Source organism: Pseudonocardia kongjuensis (assembly GCF_039526905.1).
Taxonomy (GTDB): Bacteria; Actinomycetota; Actinomycetes; order Mycobacteriales; family Pseudonocardiaceae; genus Pseudonocardia; species Pseudonocardia kongjuensis.
On record NZ_BAAAJK010000006.1, the window covers coordinates 71,675 to 94,088 of the forward strand.

17 protein-coding genes are annotated in these 22,414 nt (G+C 73.1%); 9 read left to right on the top strand and 8 right to left on the bottom strand.

Features of this window, described 5'->3' with window-relative positions:
- Positions 1–23: 23 nt before the first annotated feature.
- The 8 genes from ABD160_RS07890 to ABD160_RS07925 form a co-directional block, all read right to left on the bottom strand.
- Positions 24–3,464 carry a non-ribosomal peptide synthetase gene (locus ABD160_RS07890; RefSeq protein WP_344019947.1) on the bottom strand — a complete coding sequence of 1,147 codons (3,441 nt, stop codon included), beginning with the start codon at positions 3,462–3,464 and terminating at the stop codon, positions 24–26.
- A gap of 68 nt (positions 3,465–3,532) precedes the next feature.
- Positions 3,533–3,970 (bottom strand): aspartate 1-decarboxylase, encoded by a 438-nt coding sequence (gene panD / locus ABD160_RS07895; protein WP_344019949.1) that lies wholly within the window; start codon positions 3,968–3,970, stop codon positions 3,533–3,535.
- Between the two features lie 39 nt (positions 3,971–4,009).
- Positions 4,010–4,219, bottom strand: coding sequence for an MbtH family protein (locus tag ABD160_RS07900; RefSeq protein ID WP_344019951.1), 210 nt, complete (start codon positions 4,217–4,219; stop codon positions 4,010–4,012).
- A gap of 37 nt (positions 4,220–4,256) precedes the next feature.
- Positions 4,257–5,672, bottom strand: a complete 1,416-nt coding sequence (locus tag ABD160_RS07905; RefSeq protein ID WP_344019954.1) for a lysine N(6)-hydroxylase/L-ornithine N(5)-oxygenase family protein — start codon at positions 5,670–5,672, stop codon at positions 4,257–4,259.
- Positions 5,673–6,098: 426 nt separating this feature from the next.
- Entirely contained in the window at positions 6,099–7,091 is a 993-nt protein-coding gene (locus ABD160_RS07910; RefSeq protein WP_344019956.1) for an ABC transporter substrate-binding protein, read from the bottom strand.
- A gap of 112 nt (positions 7,092–7,203) precedes the next feature.
- Positions 7,204–9,795, bottom strand: a complete 2,592-nt coding sequence (gene rph, locus ABD160_RS07915) for a rifamycin-inactivating phosphotransferase (RefSeq protein ID WP_344019958.1) — start codon at positions 9,793–9,795, stop codon at positions 7,204–7,206.
- A 123-nt stretch (positions 9,796–9,918) separates the two neighbouring features.
- Positions 9,919–10,716: a glucose 1-dehydrogenase gene (locus tag ABD160_RS07920; RefSeq protein ID WP_344019960.1), complete on the bottom strand. Its 798-nt coding sequence runs from the start codon at positions 10,714–10,716 to the stop codon at positions 9,919–9,921.
- A gap of 113 nt (positions 10,717–10,829) precedes the next feature.
- On the bottom strand, positions 10,830–13,199 hold the full coding sequence (locus ABD160_RS07925; protein ID WP_344019962.1) for a LuxR C-terminal-related transcriptional regulator: 2,370 nt from the start codon (positions 13,197–13,199) through the stop codon (positions 10,830–10,832).
- 249 nt (positions 13,200–13,448) lie between these two features.
- Between ABD160_RS07925 and ABD160_RS07930 the strand changes: the two genes are divergently transcribed.
- The 9 genes from ABD160_RS07930 (at position 13,449) to ABD160_RS07970 (ending at position 22,414) form a co-directional block, all read left to right on the top strand.
- Positions 13,449–15,092 (top strand): flavin-containing monooxygenase, encoded by a 1,644-nt coding sequence (locus tag ABD160_RS07930; RefSeq protein ID WP_344019964.1) that lies wholly within the window; start codon positions 13,449–13,451, stop codon positions 15,090–15,092.
- Positions 15,093–15,106: 14 nt separating this feature from the next.
- On the top strand, positions 15,107–16,027 hold the full coding sequence (locus ABD160_RS07935) for an alpha/beta hydrolase (RefSeq protein ID WP_344019966.1): 921 nt from the start codon (positions 15,107–15,109) through the stop codon (positions 16,025–16,027).
- 35 nt (positions 16,028–16,062) lie between these two features.
- Positions 16,063–16,665, top strand: a complete 603-nt coding sequence (locus tag ABD160_RS07940) for a flavin reductase family protein (RefSeq protein WP_344019968.1) — start codon at positions 16,063–16,065, stop codon at positions 16,663–16,665.
- A complete protein-coding gene (locus tag ABD160_RS07945; RefSeq protein WP_344019970.1) occupies positions 16,662–18,242 on the top strand; it encodes a 4-hydroxyphenylacetate 3-hydroxylase family protein in 1,581 nt (526 codons plus the stop codon). The genes ABD160_RS07940 and ABD160_RS07945 overlap by 4 nt, the downstream gene beginning before the upstream one ends.
- A gap of 37 nt (positions 18,243–18,279) precedes the next feature.
- Positions 18,280–19,143: a dioxygenase family protein gene (locus ABD160_RS07950; RefSeq protein WP_344019972.1), complete on the top strand. Its 864-nt coding sequence runs from the start codon at positions 18,280–18,282 to the stop codon at positions 19,141–19,143.
- A gap of 64 nt (positions 19,144–19,207) precedes the next feature.
- Positions 19,208–19,990: an SDR family NAD(P)-dependent oxidoreductase gene (locus ABD160_RS07955; protein WP_344019973.1), complete on the top strand. Its 783-nt coding sequence runs from the start codon at positions 19,208–19,210 to the stop codon at positions 19,988–19,990.
- Positions 19,991–20,138: 148 nt separating this feature from the next.
- Positions 20,139–20,966, top strand: a complete 828-nt coding sequence (locus tag ABD160_RS07960; protein ID WP_344019975.1) for a cytidyltransferase — start codon at positions 20,139–20,141, stop codon at positions 20,964–20,966.
- Positions 20,963–22,066, top strand: a complete 1,104-nt coding sequence (locus tag ABD160_RS07965; RefSeq protein ID WP_344019977.1) for a mandelate racemase/muconate lactonizing enzyme family protein — start codon at positions 20,963–20,965, stop codon at positions 22,064–22,066. The genes ABD160_RS07960 and ABD160_RS07965 overlap by 4 nt, the downstream gene beginning before the upstream one ends.
- A gap of 60 nt (positions 22,067–22,126) precedes the next feature.
- Complete coding sequence (locus ABD160_RS07970; protein WP_344019979.1) at positions 22,127–22,414, top strand: muconolactone Delta-isomerase family protein; 288 nt, start codon at positions 22,127–22,129, stop codon at positions 22,412–22,414.

Here is a 22,414-nt window from a genome sequence, read left to right on the forward strand (position 1 = left end):
CGGGTGGGTGCGGTCGGGAGTGCTCAGTGGTCGGCCAGTGCGCGGTCGACGTCGTCCTCGGCCAGGGACTCGATCTCGTCCACGACCTCGGCGACGGCGTCGATCCGGTCTGGTTCCTGTTCGCGCAGCGCGCGGCACAGCTCGCGCACCGTCGGGTGTGCGAACACCGTGCGGGCGGACACGGCGTCGGTGTCGAGCAGCTCGCGCAGCCGCGACACGATCACGGTGACCAGCACCGAGTCGCCGCCCAGCGCGAACAGCGGCGTCTCGACGCCGACCGGGCCGTCGTGCTCGAGCACCTCGCCCCAGACCCGGGCGACCACCCGTTCCAGGGCGGTGCCGGCGGTGACCGTGCCGGAGCCGACGCTGACCCGCTCGGCGACCGTCTCCCGGACGGCCCGGCGGTCGATCTTGCCGTTCACGGTGAGCGGCACCCGGTCCAGTGCGACGACGGCGCGCGGCACCATGTGCGGCGGCAGGTCGCGGGGCAGCGCGGCCGCGACGGCGTCCGGATCGGCGGTGCCGTGCACGGCCAGTGCCGGCAGGGAATCGCCGACGACGACCGCGACGGCCAGGTCGACGCCGTCCAGCCGCGCAGCGGCGGCCTCGATCTCGCCGAGCTCGATCCGGAAGCCGTTGATCTTGACCTGGTCGTCGCTGCGGCCGAGGAACTCCACGGTGCCGTCCGGGGCGTACCGGGCGAGGTCGCCGGTCCGGTACCAGCGCACGCCGTCCAGCGTGACGAAGCGGTCCGCGGTGCGTTCCGGGTCGCCGCGGTAGCCGTGCGCCACCCCGGCACCGCCGATCCACAGCTCCCCCGGCACGTGATCGGGCACGTCGCGGCCGAGATGGTCGACGACGCGCAGCCGGACCCCGTCCAGCGGGGTGCCGTAGGGGACGCACCGCCAGTGCCCGGGCACGACGTCGCCGACCTCGGTGACGGTCGAGTGGATCGCGGTCTCGGTGGTCCCGCCGAGCCCGGCCACGCCGCAGCCGGGGACCCGCTCGCGCAGCCGGCCGGGCAGGTCGGTGCCCACCCGGTCGCCGCCGAGCAGCACCTGGCGGAGCGTGCCGCCGAGATCGTGCCCGGTGGACAGAAGCGAGTCGAGCAGCGCCGGGACGCAGTTCAGGACGGTGACGCCGTGTTCCCGGACCGCCCCGGCCCACCGGTCCGGATCGCGCTGCTCACCCTCGGCGAGCACGGCGACCGCGCCGCCCGCCCCCAGCATCGCGAACACGTCGAACACCGACAGGTCGAAGTCGAGTGCGGACACCGCGAGCGTGCGGTCGGCCGGGCCGAGCCGGTAGCGGCGGACCAGGTCGTCGATGGTGGCGGCGGCGGCCCGGTGCGGCACCTCGACGCCCTTGGGCTCGCCGGTCGAGCCGGAGGTGAACAGCAGGTAGGCGGCCTGTTCCGGGTCGGGATCGGCGGGCCCGTCGAGTGGGTCGTTGGCCAGCAGCTCGGCCGGGGTCACCCGGCCGTCCCCCGGCTCGGCGGTGATCGCCCACCGGTGCCCGGAGACGGCGGTGATGCGCTGCACCCGCGCCGGCGGCTGCTCCACGCCGAGCGGCACGTAGCTGCCGCCCGCGGCGAGCACCCCCAGCACCGCGACGACCTGTTCCGGCCCGCGGGGCAGGGTCACCGCGACCGGGTCGCCGGGGGCGACGCCGCGCTCGCGCAGTCCCGCGGCGACCCGCAGCGCGCGGTCCGCCAGCTCGGCGTGCCCGAGCGCACCGGAACCGGACAGCACGGCGGGCGCGTCGCCGCGGGCCGCGGCCTCGGCGAAGAACCGCCCGTGCAGGGTCCGCGCCGGGGGCAGCTCGGCGGTGCTGTTGGCCCGGTCGCGCACCGCGCGCTGACCGGCGGGCAGCAGCGCCGGGACCGGCTCGGCCCAGGTCCGCTCGTCGGCCAGCCCGCGCACCAGTCCGGTGAAGGCGGCGAACATCGCCTCGCCGACGCCGTCGGGCAGCAGATCGGCCCGGACGTCCCAGTTGACCAGGATCTGCCCGCCGACCTCGGTGATCTGGGCGTCGAGCAGCACCTGCGGGCCCTGCGAGATCATCCACACCGGGTCGCCGAACAGCGTCCGGGCGCGCTCGTCGAACAGCTCGCCCAGGTTCAGGCCGCTGGTGAACACGACCGGGGCGAGCACCTGCTCGCCGGCCCGGCGGCCCAGGTCGCGCAGCACCTCCACACCGGAGTAGGCGGCGTGCTCGGCGTCGGCGTGCAGCCTGCGCTGCACGGCGCGGGCCCGGTCCGCGAAGCTCGCCGGCTCGGACAGGTCGATCTCCAGCAGTACCGAGCCGGTGAAGTCGCCGACCACGAGGTCGATGTCGGGATGCACCGGGTCGCGGTCGAACAGCGGCACGTTCACCAGGAACCGCGGCTGCGCGCTCCAGGCGCCGATCACCTCGGCGTAGGCGGTGGCGACGACGGCCGCCGCGGTGAGCCCGTGCCGGCGGCAGGCGGCGAACACGGCGTCCCGTTCGGCGCCGTCCAGGGTGAAGGCGAGGCGCTGGGCCCGCGGGCGGGCGGCCACCGGATCGGCGGCGGGCAGCTCGGGTGCGCCGGGCAGCTCCGGGAGCCGGTCCGCCCAGTACCCGCGGGCCGCCGCGGTCGCGGCCCGGCGGGCGGCGGGGCGGGCCTCGAGGTACTCGCGGTAGGTCACACCGGGCGGGCTGGTCTCCGGGGCGTCGGCGCCCTCGTCGTGGAAGCGGGCGAGATCGGCGAGCAGCACCCGGTAGCTCACCGCGTCGGCGGCGACCATGTCGACGTCGACGTGCAGCCGGGCCCCGCCGGGGAGCAGGCTGAGCGCCACCCGCAGCACCTCGCCGCGCTCGATCGCCAGCATCTCGTGCGACATCGCGTCCCGGGTCGCGGCGAGCCGGGCGTCGCGCGCGGCGTCGTCGAGATCGCGCAGGTCGTGCACGACGAGGGTGTCCCGGCCGTCGGCGGGCAGGATCTCCTGACGGCCGTTGTCGGTGATCCGGGCACGCAGCATCGGGTGCCGGTCGACCAGCCTGCGCAGCGCCGCCGCCAGCCGGTCCGGGTCCAGGCCGGGGCCGTCGAACTCGAGATAGAGGTGGGGCGCGACCCCGCCCAGCGGCTGGGCCGGGTCGCGACCGGCCCAGTACGCGTGCTGGAGCAGTGCCAGCGGGAACTCGGCGCCGCCGGGTTCCGCGGCGGCCGGCTCCCCGGTCGCGGTCTCCGGGGTCGCGGCCTCCGGGGCGGGGGCCGCGGCCCGCGAGAGCAGCTCGGCCCAGGCGGCGACGGTCGGCCGGGACGCGAGGTCGCCGAACCCGATCTCGTGCCCGTCGTCGCGCCAGCGGGAGATCAGCCGCATCAACGCGATCGACTGCAGACCGAGCTCGAACAGGTCGTCGTGCTCGCCGACGTCCTGCGGGTCCTCGTCCACGAGATCGGCGATCAGCTCTCGGAGCGCGTCGATCGACACGGGGGTCATCGGGTGGTCCTCCTGCGGTCCTGCTGGGTCTGGCGTGTCTGCTGCGTGTGCTGTGTCGGCCGGCGGGATCAGCGGCCGGCGAGCTGGTCGACGGATCCGGGGACGGGGGCGGCCGGATCGGTGTCCAGCTCGACGATCCGGTTGGCGGCGTCGACGTGCACGACCCGCGGCACGTGATCGGGCACGACGCTCTCCGGGACCTGCTGGTAGGCGACGATGATCGTGAGATCGCCGGGATGCACCAGATGCGCGGCGGCGCCGTTCACCCCGATCACCCCGCTGCCCCGGTCGCCGGTGATGACGTAGGTCTCCAGGCGGTTGCCGTTGTCGATGTCGAGAACCTGGACCTTCTCGCCCTCGACCAGACCGGCCGCGTCCATGAGGTCCTCGTCGACGGTCAGCGAACCGACGTAGTGCAGATCGGCCTGGGTGACCGTGGCTCGGTGGATCTTGCCGCTGAGCAGCGTGCGGTAGACCTGGGGGGCGGCATCGGCAACGCCGGGCATGGGGGTCCTTCCGTTCGGGCCGGGATCGTGGGGGGATGGTCAGCCGGTGCGTTCGACCAGGCTGCGGGGCCGCAGATCGGTCCAGTTCTGCTCGATGTGGGCCAGGCAGGACGCCCGGTCCGCAGGGCCGTGCGCGATCCGCCAGCCGTCCGGCACGGCCGCGAACTCCGGCCACAGGGAGTACTGACCCTCGTCGTTGACCAGGGCGTGGAACGTTCCGGCCTCGTCGTCGAACGGGTTCGCGGACATGGGTGTCTCCTCGTTTACTGGGGTGCGGGGGCGGCGATCAGCGACCGCTGCGACCCGCGGGCAGCGGATCGGTGCGGCCGGCCCGCGGCGCCGGGGTCCGGTCGCGGACGGTCTCCGGTGTGGCGAACGAACCGACGATCTCGCCGGATCGGACCGCGATGTTGGACAACAGCGTCGAGGTGATGCCGTGCGTGTGCTCGGTCGGCCCCTGCAGGTAGATCCCGGCGCGGACGGGCGTGCCGTCGGCGAGCTCGGTGATGCCGATCCGGTAGTCGCGCCGCACGTCCGGCCGGCCCGCGGAGTCCCGGATGCAGGCCGCGGACAGGCCACCGCCGAGCATCTCCAGCGGATCGGTCGCCCGGTACCCGGTGGCGTAGACGACGGCGTCGGCGGTGATCACCTCGCGGGACCCGTCGATCAGCGACTCGACCGCGATCTCCACGTGATCGGCGAGCTCGACCACGTCGGCCACCCGGGACACGTTGCGGAACCGCAGTCGCTCCGTTCCGGCGACCCGCTCGTGGTAGTGGGTCCGGTACAGGCCCTCGATCAGCTCCGGATCGACGACCGAGTAGTTGGTGTTCGCGTGGTAGCCGAGGATCCGTTCCTTCACCTCGTCCGGCGCGGTGAAGAAGTCGTCGACCGCGGCCGGATCGAAGATCCGGTTCGCGAACGAGGTGTCGTCGGCCGGGCTGTAGCCGTAGCGCGCGAACACCGCGTGCACCTCGGCCGTCGGGAACGTCCGGTGCAGGTGCTCCACCGTCTCCGCGGCACTCTGCCCCGCACCGACGACGACGAACCGGGCGGGCGCCGAACCGGCCAGCTCGCCGGTACGGAACAGCAGGTCCCGGTTGTGCCAGATCCGGTCGCTCGGGACGATCCCGGCCGGCAGCGCCGGTGCCATCCCGCAGGCGAGGGTGACGTTGCGGGTGCGCAGCCTGCGGATCCGGTCGTCACCCGTGCGGACCACCACGTCCAGCAGTTCGACCGCGCCGCCGTCCTCGCACACGGGGAGGATCTCGAGCACCTCGGTGCCGTAGTCGACGGCCACCTCCGGTCCGCCCCGGCCGACCCGGGACGCCGCCCACTCCAGGTAGTCGTGGAACTCGCGGCGGGTCGGGAAGCTGCTGCCGTAGTTGATGAAATCGGCGAGCCGGCCCCGTTCGTGCAGGTAGGACAGGAACGAGTACTCGCTCCCCGGATTACGCAGCGTGACAAGATCCTTGAGGTAGGACACCTGCATGGTGGCGTCCTGGAGGAGCATGCCGCGGTGCCAGCCGAACGCCTCCTGGCGTTCCACGAAGCAACCGGTCACCCGGCGGGACGCGTCGACCGTCGCGTTGAACTCGCGCAGCGCGATCGCGACGCCGAGGTTCGACGGCCCGAACCCGACCCCGACCACATCAGATATTGCCTGGTCGACGTGGGTTACCGGATCGGCGGGGAACGCCATCACGATCCTCTCTGAGATCAGCGGAGCAGGTCTAAGGCGAGGCTAACTTCAACACGGCGATCACTGTCCCGCCTAGAGGGTGACCCGCCGCAGCGGGCCGACAAATCAACGAAGTTGCAGGTCGATACGCTTGCAGTGACAATCATGTCACCCGATCGAGTGAGACTACGGAGCGTTAGCGTTAGGCCGTTGAGGTGTGACCTGGGCCGTATCTCGTGGTGATCGGGCGTATGCGGGGAGCGACCGGAGGGCGCAGTGCCGGGCGCCATCCGCCGTCGCGGGCAGGCGATGGGGCGCGCACCGGGCGCGCGCACGGGGCTCGCGGACCGGGGACCCGCTCCCGGCACCATCCGGCCCGGCGCACGGGAACGCGGCCGGAGCCGCGTGGCGGCTCCGGCCGCGATCGGCCGGTCGGGTGGTGAGGGGTTACTTCTGGGCGGCCTCGGACAGGCGGGGGGCGATCCGGTCCAGGATCCACGGGATGGACAGCGGAGAGGGGTTGCGGAGCCCGATGAACTCGTCGTAGTCGTAGGTCACGATCGCGTCCCGCTGGACGACGGGCAGCCGCTCGAAGAGCGCGTTCTGCTCCAGCGCGGTCCGGGCCTCGGCGTCACCGCCGTCGAACAGCACGAGGACGTCGGCGTCGAGCGCCGGGATCTCCTCCGGGCCGAGCTCCACGCCGAAGGACTCGCCCTGCGGGAGGGCCAGGATCTGCGGCGAGAGCGTCATGCCGATGGCGGCCGGCACCGATGCCATCGCGTCCTCCGGGTCGCGCAGCGCGGTGACTGAACCGGGCTGGACGAAGCCGAAGGTGTAGCTGGTGCCCTCCAGCTCGGGGAACTGCGTGCGGGTCTCCTGCAACGTCGTCTCGACCTCGTCGATCACCCGCTGCGCGTCGTCCGGGCGGCCGAGCGCGGTGGCGAGCTGGGTGGTCATCTCCTGCCAGGTGTCCTGGGCGGGCCCGGTCTGGTAGCCGATCGTCGGGGCGATCGCGCTCAGCTGCGGGTAGGAGTCGGCGAGGGCGAAGTAGCCCGGGGCGAAGATCAGGTCGGGCTGCAGGGCGGCGACCTGCTCGAGGTTCACCTCGGTGGCCTCGCCCTGGACCGGGAGCACCTCGACGTCGGCGACGCCGTCGGCCTCGGCGGTCCACGGCGACAGGCCGGACTCGCTGCCGCTCGACGACGCGCCGACGACCGGGGCGTCGAGCGCCAGCGCGACGTCGAAGCCGGTCGGTCCGAGCGCGACGATCCGCTGCACGTCGTCCGGTACCGAGGTGGTGCCGAGCGCGTGCGTGATCTGCACGGCGCCACCCTCGGGGTCGGCGCCGTCCGAGGGGTCGGTCCCGCAGGCGGCGATCCCGAGGAACAGCACGCCGCTGACTGCGACGCCGGCGAACCCGCGGCGGGTTATGGTAGGCATGCCTCGCAAGCTACGTTGCAACGATCTTCGGCGGAATGCCGGTCCACCGTCCGGTGCGTCACGCCCCACCAGGAAACGGATGTGCCGCAACGGCAACGAGTCGTGCCCCGGGTCAGCGGCCGGTCAGGATCTCCACGTACCCGCTCGTGCCGTCGACCCGGATCCGCTGCCCGTCCCGGATCAGCCCGGTCGCGCCCGCCACCCCGACGACGGCGGGCAGCCCGTACTCGCGGGCGATCACCGCGCCGTGCGTCATCAGCCCGCCCACCTCGGTCACCAGCCCGGCGACCGTGACGAACGCCGGTGACCAGCTGGGATCGGTGAAGGCGGTGACCAGGATGTCGCCGGTGCGCAACTCGGCCCCGGCCAGGTCGGGCACGACCCGGGCGCGCCCCTCGACGAGCCCGGTGGACGCCGGCAGCCCGGCCAGCGCGCCGTCGGGCAGATCGGCGCGCCGGTAGGCCCCGGCGACGGTCTCGCCGTCCGAGGTGAGCACGCGGGGCGGGGTGAGCGCCCGGAACACCGCGAACTCGGACCGGCGACGGCGGACCAGCTCGCGATCGACCCGGCCGGTGCGTGCGACGTCGTGGAACTCCTGGAGCCGCAGGAAGAAGCAGTCCTCCCGGTCGTCGAGCACGCCGGCCCGCACCAGCCGGTCGGCCTCCCGCAGCAGCGCCCGCCGGTAGGCGGAGTACCGGCCGACCATCCCGAACTTGGGGTACTCGCGGTACCCGGCGAAGGTCCGCAGACGGTCGATCATCGCGGCGGCCCGGTCGGACTTCCGGTCGCCGTCCGGGAGCTGCCGCAACCGGTCCAGCAGGTCCCGCTCCTTCGCCGCCGCCTCCTGCCCGCCCTGCTCGAAGCGGTCGCGGCCGGCGCCGGGTCCGGCGTTGTCGATGTTGCCGAGCAGCACCGACACGAGTTCGGTCGGGCGTTCGGCCCACCGCGGCCGGGCGATGTCGATCTCACCGACGCAGCGCGCGCCGTACCGGTCGAGATAGCCGCGGATCGCGTCCCGCGCCTGCCGGCCGCCGGGCAGCTCCGGCAGCTCGTCGAGGAAGCCGTCGCCGGTGACGTTCCGCAGGAAGGCGACCACCGCCGGGTGCGGGCGGATCGCGTCGGCGACGTCCAGCAGCGCGAGCCCCATCTCCGAGGTGACGTTGCCGGGTGCGGACCGGGCCAGCGTGTCGGCCGCGTTCTCCTCCCCCAGCCACTCGCGCATCCGGTCGTTGAGCCACCAGGTGGCCTGCATCCCGGCCATGATCACCTGGTGGCTGCGCGGCTCGACCAGCAGCCGCTGCAGCTCCCCGAGATCCGCCACCAGGAAGTCGAACAGCTCCGGCCCCCGGAGCTCCGCGATGTCCCGTTCGACGCCGGCCAGCGAGGCACGCCAGTGCGCGACGAGCTCCTCGACGAGCGCCGGATCGGCGTCGATCGGGTCCGGCTCGGCGACCCCCGGTGGCGGGGCCGCGGCCACCGCAGGCTCGGCCGGGACGATCTCGCCACGGTCGAGGACGGTCTGCAGCGCGTCCCGGATCAGCGGGTCCGAGTTGCCCAGGCCGTCCAGGATCAGCTCCCGGGTCGCCGGCGACGCCAACTGGTCGGCGACGTCGACGAACAGCCGTCCGCCCGCCTCGGCCATCTGCTTCGGCGTGGTCAGCTGCCAGACGGACAGGCCCAGCGGCGTCATCGCGTCGGTCATCATCTGCTGGTGCCCGACCGACACGTAGACGTGGAACCGGTCGTCGGTGGTCACCGGGACCGGGAACAGCGTGGTGATCGGCCTGCTCTGCACGATCCGGAACCGGCCGTCGGCCAGGCACCACTCGATGTCCTGCGGACCGCCCAGGTGCGCCTCGATCCGCCTGCCGAGCCGCGCCAGCTCCAGCACCTGCGCGTCGGTCAGCGCCGGCCGGCGGCGCAGCTCCGGCCCGATCTCCCTGGTCCACGTCCCGCCGCCCGGTGCCGCGCGGACGGCCGAGTCCTTGGTGCCGACCGTGGTCCCGACGACGCCGTCGCGCACCGTGTGGTGGTCGGCGTCCACCTGGCCGGAGACCAGCGCCTCGCCGAGGCCGAAGCACGCCTCGACGGCCACCACCCTCCGGTTCGACGTCACCGGGTCGGCCGTGAACAGCACGCCCGAGGCGTGCGAGTCGATCATCTCCTGCACGACGACCGCCATCCGCGCCGCACGGTGATCGATGCCGTGCTGCGCCCGGTACGCCACGGCCCGCTCGGTGAACAGCGACGCCCAGCAGGACCGGACGTGCCCGACGACCGCCGCCGCGCCGACGACGTTGAGGTAGGTGTCCTGCTGGCCGGCGAACGACGCCGTCGGCAGGTCCTCGGCGGTCGCACTGGACCGGACCGCCCGGCCGGCCCCGTCGACCGGCCCGGCGATCTCCGCGGCCAGATCGCCGGGGACCGGGGTCGACTCCATCGCGGACCGGATCCGCGCGGCGGTCCCGGCCGGGTCGTCCTGGGCGAGCCGGTCGAGCAGCTCGTCGAACCCGGGCACCTGCGCGGTGAACGCCCGGAACGCCCCGGTCGTCACGCAGAAGCCGGCCGGCACCTCGACGCCCTCGATCCGGGACAGCTCCCCCAGGTGCGCGGCCTTGCCCCCGACCAGCGCGATCATGCTCCCGTCGAGCTCCCGCAGATCGCGTACCCAGCGACCGGTCGTGATGCTGCCGGTGTCGGTCATCGTCCCCCCGTGTGCCCGTGCCGCTCGGCGGAGCGGCATCGGCGGGAGAGCCTGCGGCATGATCGGGGGCTTGTGGCAAGCCCCCTGCCGCGCTATAGCTTGAAGTGGGACGGGGGCGGTGCCTCAGCCGGTGGGCGCCGCCGGGCTCAGTGCCGGGTCGTAGGACTGCGCGTTGGACGTGGCCCCGCCGTCGATGGACAGCACCGTCCCGGTGATGAACGAGGCGCGGTCCGAGCACAGGAACACGACCGACTCGGCCACCTCCTCCGGGGTGCCCAGGCGGTGCATCGGCTGCGGCGCCATCAGCATCTCCCGGCCGGCCTCGGGCAGGTCGAGCACCATCCTGCTGGCGATCGCCCCGGGCGCGACGGCGTTGACCCGGATCCCCATGTTGGCGTACTCGCCGGCGGCGGTCCTGGTCAGGCCGATGACGGCGTGCTTCGCGGCGACGTAGGGCCCGGCCATCGGGGTGCCGACGAGCCCCGCCTCGGACGCGGTGTTGACGATGGTGCCGCCGCCGTTGCGCATCATGTGCAGCAGCTCGTACTTCATCGAGAGCCAGACGCCCTTGACGTCGATCTCCATGATGCGGTCGAAGTCGGCCTCCTCGACGTCGGCGGTGAAGCCGGTGGCCAGGACACCCGCGTTGTTGTGCGCGAAGTCCAGGCTGCCGAACTCCTCGACGGTCGCCTCGACCATCCCTCGCACGTCGTCGGCCCGGGCCACGTCGACCGGCCGGAACACGGCCCGCCCGCCGGCCTTCTCGACCAGCCGGACCGTCTCCTCACCGCCGGGTCGCATGGCCTCGATGTCGGCGACGAGCACCGCGGCGCCCTCCCGCCCGAACGCCACCGCGGCGGCGCGGCCGATGCCGCCCGCGGCACCCGACACGATCCCTGCCCTGCCCTCGAAGAGCCCCATCGCTCCACTCCCTGACGTCGTCCGGCCCGGCCGGTTCCGGTGATCCGGCGGTCAGCGTCGCGTCCGGCAGGGGCGGACGGACAGCGTGAGATCACCCCACTCCGTCCGGAGCGTCACCCGGGTGACCCGGCCCGGTGGCTCTGCTCGATCACCCACGTCGCGACCTGGGTGCGGGACTCGGCGTCGAGCTTGCGCAGGATGCGCTCGACGTGGCCGTCGACGGTGCGGCGGGAGATGACGAGCCGTTGCGCGATCGTCTTGTTGCTGAGCCCCTCGGCGATGAGCAGTGCGACCTCCTCCTCCCGGGCGGTCAGCTCGGCCAGGGTGCGCCCGGCCATCCGGGGTGTCCGGTCCGGCCGCCCGGAGCCGGCGGCCGTGATGATCCCGGTGCAGATCCGGACGGCGTCGACCACGTCGGCACCCCCGTACTCGTTCCGGAGGGTCCCGGCGACCGCGGCGCCGAGCGCATGATCGATCTGCTCGCCGCAGGCGCGCCCCTCGGCCGAGGCGTGCGGGCCGAACGCCGCGAGTGAGGTGCCGAGGCGCCGCCAGACCCCCGCGGCGACCCCGGACAGGGTCGCCCCGTCCGCCGCCCGGCCCATCGCGGTCATGATCCACGAGGAGACCTCGACGCTCAGCGCGGTGCAGACGCCGTCCCGGAAGTCCCGCTCGATCAGCAGGGTGCTCAGGATCGCGTCGCGGGCGGCCTCCAGCTCACCCAGGTGCAACCTGGCGATCGCCTCCACCCAGCGGGCGTAGCCGTGGTTCCACATCTCACCGTCGGCGGTCGCCCGCTCTGTCACCGCCGCGACGGTCGACAGGGCCTGCTGCGGCCGGTCGTGATAGGGCTCGGCCATCCCGAGCTGGAAGCCGGCCGCGAGCTCTGCGGGAACGTCTCCGACCTTGCGGTGCAGCTCGATCGCGTACCGGTACCGCTCCACGGCCTCCGGCAGGTCGCCCTCGAACAGGTTCATCAGGGCGGTCCAGTGGGCGGCGTGCCCCTGCATGGCGATGTCGCCGAGCTCCTCGGCGATCGCCGTGCACTCGTCCAGGTACTCGCGGGCCACCGAGCGGTCGCCCTGGATCAGTGCGACCCACGCCACCACCCACAGCGCCTCGCCGCGCTCCGGGGTACGGGCGTCGAGCCGGCGCAGCAGCCGCTCCAGCCAGCGCCGCCCGTAGGTGAGGAAACCGCCGGCGATCCAGTGGTAGCGCAGCAGCGAGGCGAGCCGGGCGCCGGCGACCGCCTCACCGGGTGTGCTCGCGCTGAACCCGAGCGCGGCGAGCAGGTTGGGATGGTCCAGCCGCAGCCGGGCGAGGTCGCGTGCCTGGTGCGGGCCGCACCAGCGGTCGAGCACCGTCGTGGCGACCGCGATGTAGTGGTCACGGTGCAGGCGGCGGATCTCCTCGGTGCACCCCGACGCGTCGAGCTGCTCGGCGCCGTACTCCCGGAGCGAGACGAACTGCCGGTACCGCAGCTCCTCGCCGTCCCGGTCGGCCACCACGACCGACTTCCCGATCAGGCCGTCCAGCGCGTCGAGCAGCCGATCCCCGGCCAGGTCGCCGTGCCCGCAGACCCCCTCCAGGGTCTCCAGGCCGACCGACGCGGGGAACACCGACATCCGGGCCCACAGCAGCTGCTCGGCCGGGCTGCACAGGTCGTAGCTCCAGGCGATCAGGGCGCGCAGCGACTGCTGGCGCGGCTCGGTGCCGGGGCCGGGTGCGGCCAGCAGGTGCAGGCGCCCGTCCAGCCGCTCGACGACCTGCGAGACGGACAGGGAGCGCAGCCGGACCGCGGCGAGCTCGATGGCGAGCGGGAGGCCGTCCAGCTTGCGGCAGAGCGCCACGACCGCGTCGCAGTTGTCGTCGTTGATCCGGAACTCGGGCAGCACGCCGCGGGCGCGGTCGAGCAGCAGCCGGACCGACGGCACCTCGGTGAGGGACCGTCCGTCACAGGGACCGGTCTCCGGGACGGCCAGCGGATCGAGCCGGTGCACCTGCTCGCCGCGCACCCCGAGCGCGGACCGGCTGGTCGCCAGCACGGTCAGCTCGGGCAGATCGGCGAGCAGCCGCAGCAGCAGCCGCACGGTGCCCTCGACCAGGTGCTCGCAGTTGTCGACGACGAGCAGCGACGGCGCGGCGGCCAGATGCCCGATCACCCGGTCGACGGCGTCCCGGTTCGACTGGTCGGCCACGCCGATCGCGGTGGCCACGGTGGGCGCGATCTGCGACGGGTCGGTGACGCTGGCGAGCTCGACGACGTACACGTCGTCGTCCCACAGCTCGGCGGCGGTCAGCGCGGTCCTGGTCTTGCCGACGCCACCGGGACCGGTCACCGACACGAGGCGGTGCCTCCGCAACTCCTCGTGCAGCCGGGCGATGTCCGACTCGCGACCCACGAAGCTGTCGAGCGCCGTTGCCAGGCGGTGCCGGCCCCGCGGAACCTGACGTTCGCGCCGGTCCTGCCCGGCGACGTCGACCATGACGCCTCCCCATCCCGTGAGTGCCGCCCACGGTGGCACAGAACCCCGCCGACGCTATACCTGATGACGCTCGGTAAGTACCCGGGTAACGCCCGCCGCGGCCGCGGGTGCCGCCCCGGCCGGCGGTGGGGTGCTTCCACGCTGTCGGCCGTCCGCACCCCGCCAGCACGGTGTTGTCGCGACTACACGGCCCGCCGGATCGATCCGGGGGCCGTCACCACGTCACCCGCAAGGAGGCTGGTTCCAGTGGTGTCCCCCACCGCCGAGAGTCACGACGCGATCATCATCGGGGCCGGGTTCGCCGGCCTGTACGCCATCCACGCACTCCGCGACAAGGAGTCCAAGAACGTCATCGCCTTCGACGCCGCCGACGACGTGGGCGGTACCTGGTACTGGAACCGTTACCCCGGGGCGCGCGTCGACATCGAGAGCGTCCACTACTCGTACTCGTTCGACGACGCCCTCCAGCAGGAGTGGCACTGGACCGAGCGCTTCCCGGCGCAGCCGGAGATCCTGCGCTACCTCGAGCACGTCGCCGACCGGTTCGACCTCCGGCGCAGCATCCGGTTCGGCACCAGGATCGTCGCGCTCACCTGGGACGACGACAGCGCGCACTGGACGGCCACCACCGACACCGGCGAGCTGCACACCGCGCGCTACGTCGTCTCGGGCGCCGGCACCCTCTCCGTCCCGAAGGAACCCGAGTTCGGCGGGATCGAGAACTTCGCCGGCGAGACCTACGCGACCGGCAACTGGCCGCAGCACGAGGTCGGTTTCGAGGGCAAGCGGGTCGGGATCGTCGGTGTCGGTTCCTCGGGCATCCAGGCGATCAGCGAGATCGCCAAGACCGCCGGGCACCTCACCGTGCTGCAGCGCACCCCGAACTACGCCACCCCGATCGGCAACTACCCCACCGATCCCGCCGAGGAGGCCGCGGAGAAGGCCGACTACCGGGCCCTGCGGGACGCCTCGCGCAACCACTTCCTCGGCGTCCCCTACTCCGAGGTGCAGCCCTCCGCGCTCGCCGCGACCCCCGAGGAGCGCCGCGAGGTGTTCGACGACCGCTGGAACCGCGGCGGGTTCCGGTTGTTCATCGACTCCTTCGGCGACATCCTGTTCGACCACGAGGCGAACGACACCGTCGCCCAGTACATCCGGGACCGCATCCGCGAACGCGTCCAGGACCCGGCGACCGCGGAACTCCTGGCCCCGCGCGACCACCCGTACGGCACCAAGCGGCCGCCGCTGGAGACGGACTACTACGAGGCCTACAACCGGCCCAACGTCGAGCTGGTCGACGTGCGGTCCAACCCGATCGACGCCGTCACCCGGACCGGTGTGCGGCTCGCCGACGGCACCGAGCACCGGTTCGACGTGCTGGTCCTCGCCACCGGCTTCGACGCCTGCACCGGCCCGCTGCTCGCCATGAACATCACCGGCCGCAACGGGCTCCGGCTCGCCGACCACTGGGCGGACGGCCCGCAGACCTACCTCGGCCTGATGTCGGCCGGCTTCCCGAACCTGTTCATGATCACCGGCCCGCAGAGCCCCTCGGTGCTCTACAACATGCCGCTCGCCATCGAGGACCACGTCGACTTCTCGGTCGAGGCGATCCGGTACGTCGAGTCCACCGGCAGCTCGGTCATCGAGCCCACCCCGGACGCGGAGCGCGACTGGGTCGCGCACACCAACGAGCTCGCCCAGGCGACCCTGCTGCCCGACTCCCCCACCTCCTGGTACATGGGCAACAACGTGCCCGGCAAGCCGAAACGGGTGCTGGTCTACCTCGGGGGCGCACCCGGCTACCGCGCCCGGTGCGACGAGGTCGTCGCCGCCGGATACGAGGGCTTCGCGATCTCCAGCAGCTCCGACCGCGCGCTCGCGCAGGCCTGAGAGGACCGGTACCCATGCCACTCGACCCCGATGTCAAGGCGCTGATCGACGGCCTCGGCGCGCAGGGCTTCCAGTCCTTCGAGAAGCTCGGCGTGGACGGCACCCGCGCCGCCGTCGACAGCTTCACCGGTCTGCAGCTCCCGGCCCGCGAGGTCGCCGCCGTCGTCGAGGCGGGCTACGGCCCCGATCCCGAGCAGCGGCTGCGGATCCACGTCCCGCACGGCGACGGCCCGTTCCCGGTGGTGCTCTACGTGCACGGCGGCGGTTTCGTCGGCGGCGGGCTGGACGTCGTCGACGAACGCGCCCGCGCCCTCGCGCTCGACGCCGGTGCCCTCGTCGTGACCGCGACCTACCGGCGGGCCCCGGAGGCCCGGTTCCCGGCCGCGCACGACGACGCCTTCGCCGCGCTCCGGTGGACCGCCCGGGAGATCGCCGCGCACGGCGGCGATCCCGACCGGATCGCCGTGCTCGGCGACAGCGCGGGCGCCAACCTCGCCGCGGCCGCCGTCATCCGGGCCCGGGACGAGGGCGGGCCGGCCGTGCGCTCCCAGGCGCTGCTGTACCCGCTCGTCGACCCGGTGGCCGAGACCGCCTCGCGCACCGAGTACGCCGAGGGCTACCTCATCCACCTGGAGGCGCTCGCCTGGTTCGGGGCGCAGTACGTCACCGGACCCGGCGACGTCGCCGACCCGCGGCTGGCACTGCCGGCGAACGACCTGGCCGGGCTGCCGCCGACCCTCGTCCTCAGCACCGAGTTCGACCCGCTCCGGGACGAGGGCGAGTCGTTCGCCGCCGCGCTCGACGCCGCGGGCACCCCGGTCACCGCGACCCGGGCCGACGGCCTCGTGCACGCCGTGTACTGGGCGTCCGCCGCCGTCCCGCGCAGCAGCGAGGTCCACGACGCCGTCCTGGCACACCTGCGCGCCTCGCTCTGAGGCACGCGGCCCCACCCATCCCGAGAGGAGGACCGGTGGCCATCGATCCGCGCGAGCTCCGCGCCTGCCTGGGGCACTTCACCACCGGCGTCACGGTGATCACCTGCCGCGGCGCCGACGACCGCCCGCACGGGGCGACGGTCAACGCGTTCACCGCTGTGTCGCTCGATCCGCCGCTGGTCCTCGTCTCGCTCGACCGGCGCTCACGGCTGTGCGGCCTGGTCGAGGCCGAGCACCGGCCGTTCACCGTGAACGTGCTGGAGAGCGCGCAGAAGGACCTCGCGCTGCACTTCGCGGGCCGCCCCAACCAGGACGTCGGCTGGCTTCCCGACAGCGCCTGCGGCGCGCCCCGGCTGGACGGCGCGCTGGCACACATCTCGTGCACCCCGTGGCAGTCCTACGACGGCGGCGACCACGTCCTCTACCTGGGCGAGGTGCAGGAGTTCCTGATCCACGAGGGCGCGCCGCTGCTGTTCCACACCGGCCGGTTCCACCATCTCGGCGGCGACCACGAACCGCTGCTCTGGGGCGACTCCGCCGACGGCCCGGACGGCCAGTCGTGGATCCCCCGGGCGCACACCACCCCGTCCACCCCGGCGCCGACGGTGCCCTCCACCACTCCGAGGAGTCGACGATGACCCTGCAACAGGATTCCGTCACCACCCCCACCGACGCCGACGGCCGGGCCACCCGGCCGATGACCGGCGACGAGTACGTCGAGAGCCTGCGCGACGACCGCGAGGTCTACCTCTACGGCGAGAAGGTCGGCGACGTCACGACCCACCCGGCGTTCCGCAACGCGGTCCGGATGACCGCGCGGCTCTACGACGCCCTGCACGACCCGGACAAGCGCGACCTGCTCACGGTGCCCACCGACACCGGCAGCACCGGGGTCACGCACCCGTTCTTCCGGACCCCGCACTCGGTCGAGGACCTGCGCCGCGACCGCGACGCGATCGCCGAGTGGGCCCGGATGACCTACGGGTTCATGGGCCGCTCGCCCGACTACAAGGCCGCGTTCCTCGGCACCCTGGGCGCGAACTCGGAGTTCTACGACCCCTACGCCGCCAACGCGCGCCGCTGGTACACCGAGTCCCAGGAGAAGGTCCTCTACTGGAACCACGCGATCATCAACCCGCCGGTCGACCGGCACCGCCCGCCGGACGAGGTCTCCGACGTGTTCATGCACGTCGAGGAGGAGAACGACAACGGCGTCGTGGTGTCCGGGGCGAAGGTGGTGGCCACCGGTTCGGCGATCACCCACTTCAACTTCCTCGCCCACTACGGGCTGCCGATCAAGAAGCGGGAGTACTCGCTGGTCTGCACGGTGCCGATGGGTGCGCCGGGGATGAAGCTGATCTGCCGCCCGTCCTACGCCCAGCAGGCCGCGGCGACGGGCTCCCCGTTCGACTACCCGCTCTCCTCACGGCTCGACGAGAACGACACGATCTTCATCCTGGACAAGGTCCTGATCCCCTGGGAGAACGTGTTCATCTACGGCGACGCGGAGAAGGCGTCGACGTTCTTCCCCGGCTCCGGCTTCCTGCACCGCTTCACCTTCCACGGCGTCACCCGGCTCGCGGTCAAGCTCGACTTCATCGCCGGCCTGCTGATGAAGGGCCTGGAGGTGACCGGCTCCAAGGACTTCCGCGGCGTGCAGACCCGGGTCGGTGAGGTGATCGCCTGGCGCAACATGTTCTGGGCGCTGTCGGACGCGATGTGCGCCAATCCCGACGAGTGGGTCAACGGCGCGAAGCTGCCCAAGCTCGACTACGGCCTGGCCTACCGCTGGTTCATGACGCTGGGCTACCCGCGGGTCCGCGAGATCATCATGCAGGACCTCGGCGCCTCGCTGATCTACCTGCCCAGCCACTCCGCGGACTTCCTGTCCCCCGAGGTCCGGCCCTACCTGGACAAGTACGTGCGCGGATCGAACGGCTACGAGGCCGTCGACCGGGTCAAGCTCATGAAGCTGATCTGGGACTCGATCGGCACCGAGTTCGGCGGCCGCCACGAGCTCTACGAGCGCAACTACTCGGGCAACCACGAGGGCGTGCGCGCCGAGCTGCTCTTCGCCGCCGAGGCGTCCGGCGCCGCGGGCGCGATGAAGGGCTTCGCCGAGCAGTGCCTGTCCGAGTACGACCTCACGGGCTGGACCGTGCCCGACCTGATCAACAACGACGACGTCCGCCTGTTCGGCCGCAACGGCCGCTGACGCCCGCACTCGTCCGCACCCGAAAGGTCTCCACCACATGACCACCACCGAGCACCCGGGCTCCGGCGCGGGCCTGGCCGGCGCCAACGCCACCGAATCGGCCCGCCAGGGCCTGTCCAGCCGGCGGGCCGCCACCGGCGCCGCCGACTCCGAGCGCATCGCCACCGTGGTCGGCGCCGCCCTCGAGGGCATCCGCGCCGCGATCCGCGACCACCGGGTCGGCTACGCCGAGTTCGACGCCTTCAAGCGCTGGCTGATCGACGTGTCCGACACCGGCGAGTGGCCGCTGTTCCTCGACGTCTACCTCGAGTTCGAGGTCGAGCGGGTCGCCGCGGACAGCCAGAGCGGCTCCACCGGCACGATCCTCGGACCGTTCTGGCTCGACGGTCAGGCGCAGCTGACCTCCCCCGCCACCCTGCCGATGCGCGACGACGAGCCGGGCACCCCGTTCGTCCTGGCCGGTCAGGTGCGCGGCACCGACGGGACCCCGCTGGCCGGTGCCACCGTCGACATCTGGCACACCGACGACGAGGGCTGGTACTCCGGCTTCGCCGAGAAGCCGCCCGCCGGGAACCTCCGCGGCGTCGTCACCTGCGACGACGAGGGCCGGTTCGAGATCCGCACCCGCAAGCCCGCCCCGTACACCATCCCGCTGGACGGGCCGACCGGGAAGCTGACCCTGGCGGCCGGCTGGAGCCCCTGGCGGCCCGCCCACCTGCACCTGCTGGTCGCCGCGCCCGGCCACCGGACCGTCACCACGCAGCTGTTCTTCACCGGTGACGAGTACCTCGACTCCGATGTGGCGTCCGCGACGAAGCCGGACCTGGTCCTCGATCCGCAGCCGACCGGCAACGGCGCCGAGATCCGTTCGGACTACGACTTCGTCCTCGAACCGGAGTGACGGGGTGCGGGCCCGCGCGGCCCGTACCCCCGTCCACCCCGATCCCGAACCCCGGAGAGTCCCCATGTCACGTCCCACCGTGTTCGACCTGTCCGGCCGGATCGCCCTCGTCACCGGGGCCGGCTCCGGCCTCGGCACCGAGTTCGCCGAGGCACTCGCCGACGCCGGCGCCGACGTCGTGTGCGCCGACATCGACGCCGGCGCCGCCGCCGCGACCGCCGCGCGGGTGGAGAAGTACGGCCGCCGCGCGCTCGCCGTCACCGCGGACGTGTCCCGGGAGGACCAGGTCCGCGAGATGGTCGCCGCCACCACGGCGGAGTTCGGGCGGCTCGACGTCCTCGTCAACAACGCCGGGATCGCCGACGCGCATCCCGAGCCGGTGCACCGGTTCAGCTCCGAGGACTGGCACCAGGTCATCGACGTCGATCTGCACGGCGTGTTCTACACCGCCAAGCACGCGCTCGCGGTGATGGTCGGGCAGGGCAGCGGCAAGATCATCAACGTGGCCTCGATGTGGGGCCTCGCCGGGTCGTCCAGCGTGTTCCCGATCCCGGCCTACAGCGCGGCCAAGGGCGCGGTCGTCAACCTGACGCGCGAGCTCGGCCTGGAGTACGCGACCAGCGGCATCCAGGTGAACGCGCTGTGCCCGGGCTTCTACCGGACCCGGTTGGCCGGCGGCGCCTACGACGACCCGGACTTCGTCTCCGCGATCACCGCGTTCACCCCGATGGGCCGGATCGCGGAGGCCGAGGAGATCCGTGGCCCCGCCGTGTTCCTCGCCTCGGCCGCGTCGGACTTCATGACCGGCCAGATGCTCGTCGTCGACGGCGGATGCCTGGCCAAGTGATCCCGGCGTCCGGTGCGGACCGGCTCCCTGCGGCCCGCACCGGACCTCGGGCGGCCCGGTGCCGCCACCCCGACCGGCCGGGTCCCGCAGGTGGGTCGCGCCCCTGCGGGACCCGGCCACCACGTCCACCCCGGATCGGAGAACGACCATGCCCGCCGCGCTGATCTCCCGGCCCGACCGGCCGGGCACCGGCGTCCCGCTGTGGCGTGGACCCGACGAGGTGCCCGCCGGCTTCGGCCCGTGCGTCGTCAGCCTCGGGGTGTTCGACGGCCTGCACCGCGGACACCGCCGGATCGTCGACCGCGCCCGCGCGGCAGGCCGCCGGCTGGGCCTGCCGGTGCTGCTCGCGACCTTCGATCCGCACCCGGCCCGGGTGCTTGGGCTCGCCAAGGACACCGCGGCCCTCAGCACCGTCGAACACCGGGCCGAGCTCGCCGCCCGCGCCGGGGTGGACGCGGTGTGCGTGCTGCGGTTCGACCGTGACCTCGCCCGGCGCAGCCCGGCGGAGTTCGCCGGTACCGTGCTGGCGCACGGGCTGCGGGCCCGGGCGGTCGTCGTCGGCACCAACTTCACCTTCGGCGCGGGCGGCGCCGGGACCGTGCACACCCTCGCCGCGCTCGGCCGCGATCTCGGGTTCGGCACCGACGCCGTCCCGCTGCTGCACACCGCGCGGACGCCGTGTTCCTCGTCGGCCGTGCGGGCGAGCGTGCGCGCCGGCGATCTCGGCACCGCCCACCGGATCCTCGGCCGCCCGCACCGCGTCGACGGGACCTGCCGGGGCGGGGCGGTGTCCCTCGCCCCGGGCACCGCGCTGCCCCCGGCCGGCCGCTACGACTGTCTGGTCGGCGGGCACCCGCGGACGGTCGTGGTCGACCCGGCCGGCGGCCTGTCCGTCGACGGCGCCGGACCGGACGGGCCCGTCTCGGTCAGCTTCCTCGCCCCGTCGCCACCACCGTCCCCCGGAGGACCCCGATGAAGATCGTCGCCGTCGAGGCGATCCCGTTCGCCGTGCCCTACCGCAAGCCACTGCGGTTCGCCTCGGGCGAGGTGCACACCGCCGAGCACGTGCTCGTCCGGGTGCACACCGGTGACGGCATCGTCGGCGTCGCGGAGGCACCGCCCCGCCCCTACACCTACGGCGAGACCCAGACGTCGATCCGCGCCGTGATCGACACCCTGTTCGCCCCCGGGATCATCGGGCTGAGCGTGTTCGAGCGCGAACGCATCCATGCCGTGCTCGACCGCACCGTCGCCAACCCGACCGCGAAGGCCGCGCTCGACATGGCCTGCTGGGACGCGATCGGCCGCGCGCTGGGCACCGGCGTGTCGGAGCTGCTCGGCGGATGGACCGACCGGATGCGGGTGTCGCACATGGTCGGCTTCGCCCCCGACGACGTCATGGTCGCCGAGGCGCTGCGGATGCGCGACGAGCACGGCGTCCGCACGTTCAAGGTCAAGGTCGGCCGCCGGCCGGTGTCCCTCGACACCGGCGCCTGCCGGGCGCTGCGGACCGCACTCGGCGACGACGTCGAGCTCTACGTCGACGGCAACCGCGGCTGGACCGCGTCCGAGGCCACCCGCGCCCTCGACGAGATGGCCGATCTCGGGCTGACGCTCTCCGAGGAGCTCATGCCCGCCGACCAGGTGCTGGGACGGCGCCGGCTCACCGCCCACACGCGCGTCCCGACCGTCGCCGACGAGTCCGTCACCCGGCCCGGCGAGGTGACCCGCGAACTCCTGGACGGCGCCGCCACCATGATCAGCATCAAGACGGCCCGGACCGGGTTCACCGGGTCGCAGCGGGTGCTGCACCTGTGCGAGGGGCTGGGCGCCGAGGTCGTCATGGGCAACCAGATCGACGGCCAGATCGGCACCGTGTGCACGGTGGCGTTCGGCGCGGCGCACCGCAGCTCGAGCGCCCGCGCCGGTGAGCTGTCGAACTATCTCGACATGGTCGACGACCTGCTGACCGAGCCGCTGCGCATCACCGGCGGCGAGCTCTGCGTGCCCACCGGCCCCGGCCTCGGCATCGAGATCGACCCGGACAAGCTCGCCCGCTACCGCACCGACCTCTGACCCACCGAGCACACCGGGAGTGCACATCGTGACCGAGACACCCACAGCGGACGCCGCCTGATGGCCGCGCGGTTCGCCGTCCGGATGACCGTCGAGCTGCCGCCGGACATGGATCCGGAGGCGCGCAGCGACCTGCTCGCCAGGGAGAAGGCCTGGTCACAGCAGTGGCAACGGTCCGGCGAGTGGGTCAGCATCTGGCGCTGCGTCGGCGAGTACGCCAACCTGTCGATCTTCGAGGTGCGCGACAACGAGCAGCTGCACGAGATCCTCTGGGGGCTGCCGCTGTTCCCGTACATGACGATGCAGGTGACCCCGCTGGCCGTCCATCCGTCCGACATCGGGGCGTGA